Here is a 6,921-nt window from a genome sequence, read left to right on the forward strand (position 1 = left end):
CTATTCTAAATGACCGCCTTGAGCCTGGTAATGAATGCATGAATTTTCACAAGCACTACCGAGAAGTATCAGCGAGTCATGTCATGCTGAGCGCAGCGAAGAATCTGCATTCGTGAGCGCCAAGATTCTTCGCTGCGCTCAGCATGACATGATCCAGGTGCTCAGAATGACATGATCCTGGCGCTCACGAATGACACGAATGGATTTCCTCATTCTGTTGTCAAAATTCATCAGTCGATCTCAATCCTTATGGACAAACGCAACAAGGGTAATATTTTGTTTATGTGAAGCGCATCCCTTGCAATATGCTCATAAATTCTTATCATTAGAAATATATCAATGGGTTTGTCCCTTGTAACCCGTGTCCGTAGGTATGTTCTAGATAAACGGGGTACAGCCTTCTTGCCCCCAGGGCAGGACATCCCCGTTATCATCTCGTAGGTCGTCCTGTAGCGTTGTCCCTTGTAGTTTCCTCTCGTAATGATGTCGTCTGGTTCTATCCAAAGGAGCAACCATATGGCAGTCGAGTCCTCATCCTCATCTTCAGAACAAACAACCCTGCGTCCTAATGCGATTGGTCTTCCTGGCGTTTTATTCCAATCGATTACCACCATGGCCCCCGCTTCCGCCGTATCGTTCAGCCTGGGAGCGGCGGTGATTTTTACCGGCGGCGCACTGCCTCTGGCCGTGCTGATTGCCCTGCTCGTCTGTTCCCTGATCGCGTTAAACATCGGCGCGCTGGCAAAACACCTGCCATCCGCCGGTGGGTTCTTCACCTATGTCAGCCGCAGCCTTGGGCCGCAGGCCGGGTGGATGACCGGCTGGTTGTTCAGCCTCACCTACCTGCTGATCGTGCCCCTGCAATTGCTCGTGTTGGGGCCTGTAGCGGATGCCTTTGTGCAGCAGTATTTCCACTTCACCTTTGGCACCGTCGGCTGGGCAGTATGGGCGATGATCTTCGCGGTGATCGTGTTTGTTCTCACCTACTTCGGTATTCGCGTCTCCGCGGATGCCGGCGTGATCCTGGGCGCAATCGAAATTGGCGTCTTCGTATTGCTCTCCATCTGGCTGATCGTCTCCGCCGGCAGCGCCAATACAGCCGCGACCTTCAATCCGGCTTCCAGCCTGGAAAAAGGGCCGGTGCTCGGAAGCTGGCAAGGCATCCTGCACGGCATGATCTTCGCGTTCCTGGCATTCGCCGGCTTTGAATCGTCCGCGCCACTGGCGGAAGAGGCGCATAATCCACGCCGTACCGTACCGCGCGCCATCCTGTCGGCAGCAATCGTTATCGGCATTTTCTACGTGTTTTGCTCCTATGCCGGCATGGTCGGTTGGGGATTGAACAATATCTCCACTTACCCAACCAACGCCAATCCCTGGGGCACGCTGGCCGCGAAGGTCTGGGGGCCATTCTCGTTCATTGCCATTCTTGCCATCCTCAATAGCGCGCTGGCAAATTCCAACGCCGGCGTCAATGCCGCTACTCGCGTCCTATATGCCATGGGCCGCGTGCGCACGCTGCCAGGCCCTCTCGCCCATATCAACACTCGCTTCCGCACCCCCGACATAGCGATCATCTTCACCATGATTGTCGGCGTGGTGTTCACCTTGTGGCCTGGCTTCGTTTATGGGCCGGGAACCGCCTTCGCGCTGCTGGGAACCATCATCACCATCCTGATCCTGGTGGTTTACATGGCCGCGTGCCTGTCTGTACCGTTCTTCTACTCACGCGAACGCCGCAACGAGTTCAACGTCGTGCGCCATATAGTGGTGCCCGTGATACCGTTCATCGTGCTGATCTTCCCCATCATCGCGCAGTTTTATCCCGCGCCCCAGTTTCCGCTCAACCTGGCCGGGCCGATCTGCGCCGCCTGGTTCGTGCTGGGCCTGGTGATCGTCACATTCTTAAGCATCGGCGCTCCCAGGTCCCTGGAAGCAAGCAACAAAGTGTACCTGGAAGAATAAGGAGTACTAATCATGATGGACATTAAATACCGGCTTACCCAGGAGCATACGCACTGCCGCTGGGATAACACCATTGCGCCCCTTGTCACGGTCGAACCGGGAGACATCGTCGAACTGGAGACCAAAGAGGCATCGGATCGCCAGATCAGGCCGGGCAGCAGTGTCGATGCGCTGGCAAACCTGGATTTCAGCGTCATCCATCCTCTGACCGGTCCCGTGGCAGTAGTAGGGGCCGAACCGGGCGATACCTTAGAGGTAGAGGTGCTGGATATTCAACCCAAAGAATGGGGCTGGACCGGCATCATTCCTGGTTTTGGGCTACTGGCCGATGACTTTACAGAACCATATTTGAAGGTCTGGGAGCTGGATGGCGACCATGCCTATTTCAAGCCCAACATCCGCATTCCCCTGGAGCCTTTCTGTGGCGTCATGGGCGTTGCGCCCGCCGAACCCGGCTCGCTCGATACCATCCCTCCCCGTCTCAACGGTGGCAACATCGACATCAAGCAGCTTGTGAAAGGCTCGAAGCTCTACCTGCCCGTCCTGCATCCTACCGCGCTCTTCTCGCTGGGCGATACACATGCCGCGCAGGGTGACGGCGAAGTTTGCGGCACGGCCATCGAAGGGCCCATGATCGTCACCGTGCGTTTCGGCCTGCACAAAGGCGAGAGCATCCCTGAACTGCAATATTCAACCCCCGGCTCAGCTGTCGAAAAGGCCAACAAAAAGGGCTACTACGTGACGACCGGACACAGCCCCGACCTCTTCGTAGCGGCCCAGCAGGCTACGCGTCACATGATCAGCCACCTGGTCAAACACTATGATCTGACGCCCCACGAGGCCTACGCCCTGTGCAGTATCACAGTTGACCTGCGCGTGAGCGAGGTCGTCGACGCGCCCAACTGGTTGATCTCGGCGTTTTTGCCATTGGACATTTTTGAGTGAAATTTGGTGATTCCTCAGAAGTCGGGCGGCTCAGCTGAGGTGGCTCAGCATGACATGCCCTGAGCGAGAGATGCTTCGTGGCCCTCAGCATGACAGGCCGGCCTGTCATGCTGAGGGCCACGAAGCATCTCTCGCCCGCTTATAAGTAATCACCACAGTAAAATCGCTTGACGTGGGAAAGCTAATATGATATTCTTTCCCACGTCAGCAAATGGGCTGCTAGCTCAATGGCAGAGCAAGCGACTCTTAATCGCTAGGTTCAGAGTTCGACTCTCTGGCAGCCCACCCTTTCATTTGATGCAACGGAGTTGCCCCTACAAAACAACGTCTTGTAGGGGCAACTCCGTCTTCAGTATAAAAGTGCTGCTTATATAGGTCATCCATAGACTATGCCGATCTCCTGCCAGGAGGGGGTTGGAGGCGGCATCTACTCGCAATCGTTCTCGTAGTGCGAGCCTCTGTACGTCTTGTTGCTCTCGCGTTGCTAGCCGGAGATTGGTCTATTTCATTACCTACTGATCTGAACATAGGTGCTTGCTCATGCTGAGCCTGCGTTTTGCCGCCTGCTGATGCCAGCACTCACAGGAATCGTGTGCCTTTTTCGACGACTTGTACACCGAGTGCATCGGACCTATCCGTCTGCATCAGAATCGTTGTGCTCGTTTTACCGTGCTCCCGATTGTGTCCTGCACCTGCTTCATGAGCCAGGGAGGCCACTTAATTTTGGGATCTCACGTCATGCTGGTTCGCATGCGAACCCGGTGGAGCTATCTTTTTGCCTGCCACGATCAGGAAAGCAGGCTCGTTAGAAAGCGAGGATTCATCGATGGCCCGGCATCTTTCCTCCATACATCCTGTTCATCTTCACCTTGTTCGTCATGTTTCCGCCTCAAGAAGAGGGCGTCGTTCTGCCTTGCGGCAGCTGGTCTTGAGCTGCCTGCTCACCTTGCTGGTGCTGGCCGGCGTGCTGAGCCAGTGGAGCCTGCTGATCAAACCTGCCTCCGCGGCGGCCAGCGTTCCCGTGCGCAGTACCCCGCCAAGCCTCACCTTCGCGAAGTATCTCAAGCAAGGACCCCATAGCACTCCGCCGCATAGCGGCCCACCCTCGCCCTATCCGCAGCCACCCAAACATTCCAGGCCCGGCCAGCCATTCACGCCCTCCTCGTCTGCCGAACCGGCTACCATGTCGCCTATCAACCAGGTCCTCAGCCCTGCCTTCCTCCATGGAGCAAAAGGCACTACGGCCCTCGACCTGCATGGCAGCGACGGGCGGCTCGAACTGATCCTGCAACCGGGTTCGCTCGATCTCTCCCACGCCAGCATCCCCGGCGGCAAGGCCCCACACGGCTCACTGACCCTCCAACTACGCCAGGCGTATGGCCACTTCGAGAGTATGCTCAACCTGCTCGGCTCCTATAGCGCCCAGATCGTTGATAGCACAGGCCATGTCGTGAGCGGCATCACCCTCACCACCCCCGCGACTCTGCTCTACCACTACCAACCGGGTGAGTTCGAGGCGTTGAATCTCGACGCCGCCTCTATCCTGCTGAGCTGGCCCGGTCTGATTGCTGCCGCACGCCAGGCGCACCAATCCACCGCTGAGCTCACGATTCTCATGCACAATGATTCGCAGACCCGCAGGCTCTCCGCTCAGAGTACTGTATTGGGTCCTGGCCCGTTCAGCCTGGGCGGCGACCCGCAGAATCAGATGGCGCCGATTCCGCACGAGGCCGAGGTGCAGGGCAACAACGGCCAGCTCTCCTACAGCTATCCCTTGCAGGTGGCCCCCGGCAGTGGCGGCTTCGCTCCCCAACTGACGCTGACCTACTCCAGTATCGGCCCCAATGACCGGCATAATGCCACCTCGCCGGCCGATGACGCCGGCGATGGCTGGGCACTCGGACTGGGCTCGATCACCGCCGATGTTTACCCCAATGGCACCACCTGGTATTTCCTCAACGGCATCGACAATGTCGGTGATCGCATGCTGCTCTATGATAGCACCAACAAGCTCTACTACACCGAGCATCTCTCCTATCTGCGCATCCAGCAGGTGTCCGCCAATGGGCAGCCCTGCTTCGATGTGTGGGACAAGTCCGGCACCTTCTACGAACTGGGCTGTACTCCCGACTCGCTGGAATATTCTATCAACAACGGCCAGCGCGATAACTATGCCTGGAACGTCGACCGCATCGTGGCCCCCAACGAGGGTCCCAACTCGATCTACAAGATGATCCAGGTCTCCTACCTGCAGGACTGCTCCGGCAGCGCGCCGCCTTGCGGCGCTTCGACCACTGTGCGCGATGCCGTCATCAAACAGATCACCTATGGCATCAGCACCGATCTCAAAACGATCACCTATGGCAATATGGCCGGGACCATCGACTTCACCTACCGCGCTCAGTTCGACGACGCTCCGTGGGCCACGCATTATGGGACCAATTATAATTGCAATGGTACTCCTCCAAAAAATACCACCGTGCGCTGTGACGACCCTGTTCAGTATACCGGTTCCAATCCCTTTACTCCTCCCACCGTCATGGGCACCTTCAGCTTGACCGGCATCACCAGCTATCTGAACACCGACGGTTCCAGTAGTAACGCCGCCTATGCCTATAACTTTTCCTACACGGATACGCCGTTTCAGTTCTGTACCGACCCGGTTTCCCTGGAGAATGGCTACTGCGCCGGCGAGCATGTGCTGACCGCGATCCAGCCGGTCGTCTTTCAAAGTGGCACGCCTCATCCTCTGCAGTCGATCACCTTCAGCTATAGTCCCGCGCCTGGGCAATCGGGCGTCCTCACCAATACCTACTATGACCCCTCCAATCTGAACCACAATAATCAACCCATTAGCTCCAGTACCTCCTGGCAATATCTGACCGCCTACCAGGACCTCGATACCGGCATCGGCGAACAGATCAGCTACGCGCCTGCCTACAACAACAGTGATGGCACACCTACCTATATCGTGAACGGCCAGGTCAAGGACGATCGCTATGATGCGCTCTATTGTTACAACAACCGCAACAATCAATCGCAGTATCAATGTACCGGCCACTATGCCCACCCCGATGACCGCGCCTGGAGTACGCAGGTCGTGACCCAGATCACCTCCTCCGGCCAGGATAGTTCGGCGCTGGCTCCGGCCACCACGCAGTTCAATTACTACCGGCTGGCCTATACGAATGCCCAATGGGATCAACACGGTCCCCTCTGCTACCAGGATCAGTACGGCCAGGAGAAGGATTGTGTCGGCGACAACTGGTTGAGCAGCCTCAATGAGGGCGGGGAGGATTGGGGTGACTATTTCCATGCCGAGTTCCGTGGCTTTGCTCAAGTATGGCAGCTCTCCCCGTCGCAAGACCTCTCCATTGGCTACTACTTCAGTACCGCCGGCTGGAACAGCTCGATGACCGACCCCAACAACTACAACGCCGGGCAACCGCAACGCTATGAAGTCTACCAGCAAGCCACCTACCAGTCCTCGAGCCTGCTGAGCCAGACCATCAACACCTATCCCACCACCTCCAATGCCTGTGTGAGCGGCCCTCCCTCCAGCTGGAATCCCTACGATGCTTGCACCATCGCACTCCTCAGTAGTGTCACCACCGAATTCGATGGCAACAGCACCAGCAATGCCCCCTGGATCGAACATGACTATACCTACGACGACTACAACAATGGCCTCAACACCAACAACACCTATCACAACCTGACTCAGGAGGTCATCAAAGGCTCCAACCTGCCCAGCGCGCCTCCTACTCAGCTCTATCCGCTGACCGAGACCTGGAGCTATACCGTCAACAATAACAACGGCCAGGGTGGCTGGACCTACTACACGGTCGATACCGTCACCCACAGCGAAGTCGATGATGCCGCCGGCAACAAGTGGCTGTGCCAGTCCACCACCTATGATGAACACCCGGGCACTAATAATCCCACCCCTGCCGCTGGCAGGACTATACTGGCAAGGCGCCTGGGGGCACTGCCACCTACGACGACGCGCTG

Annotated in this window: 3 protein-coding genes and 1 tRNA gene; all 4 read left to right on the forward strand. The window is 57.1% G+C overall.

Annotated elements, in window-relative coordinates; all coding sequences use genetic code 11:
* The first annotated feature begins 516 nt into the window (after positions 1-516).
* A complete protein-coding gene (locus VFA09_07635; protein HZU67134.1) occupies positions 517-1,965 on the forward strand; it encodes an amino acid permease in 1,449 nt (482 codons plus the stop codon).
* Positions 1,966-1,977: 12 nt separating this feature from the next.
* Positions 1,978-2,910 (forward strand): acetamidase/formamidase family protein, encoded by a 933-nt coding sequence (locus tag VFA09_07640; protein HZU67135.1) that lies wholly within the window; start codon positions 1,978-1,980, stop codon positions 2,908-2,910.
* A gap of 213 nt (positions 2,911-3,123) precedes the next feature.
* Positions 3,124-3,195: transfer RNA gene (locus VFA09_07645), tRNA-Lys, on the forward strand.
* Between the two features lie 490 nt (positions 3,196-3,685).
* On the forward strand, positions 3,686-6,921 hold a 3,236-nt coding region (locus VFA09_07650; protein HZU67136.1), incomplete at its 3' end, for a hypothetical protein.

The sequence above is a fragment of the Ktedonobacteraceae bacterium genome, assembly GCA_035653615.1.
Taxonomy (GTDB): domain Bacteria; phylum Chloroflexota; class Ktedonobacteria; order Ktedonobacterales; family Ktedonobacteraceae; genus DASRBN01.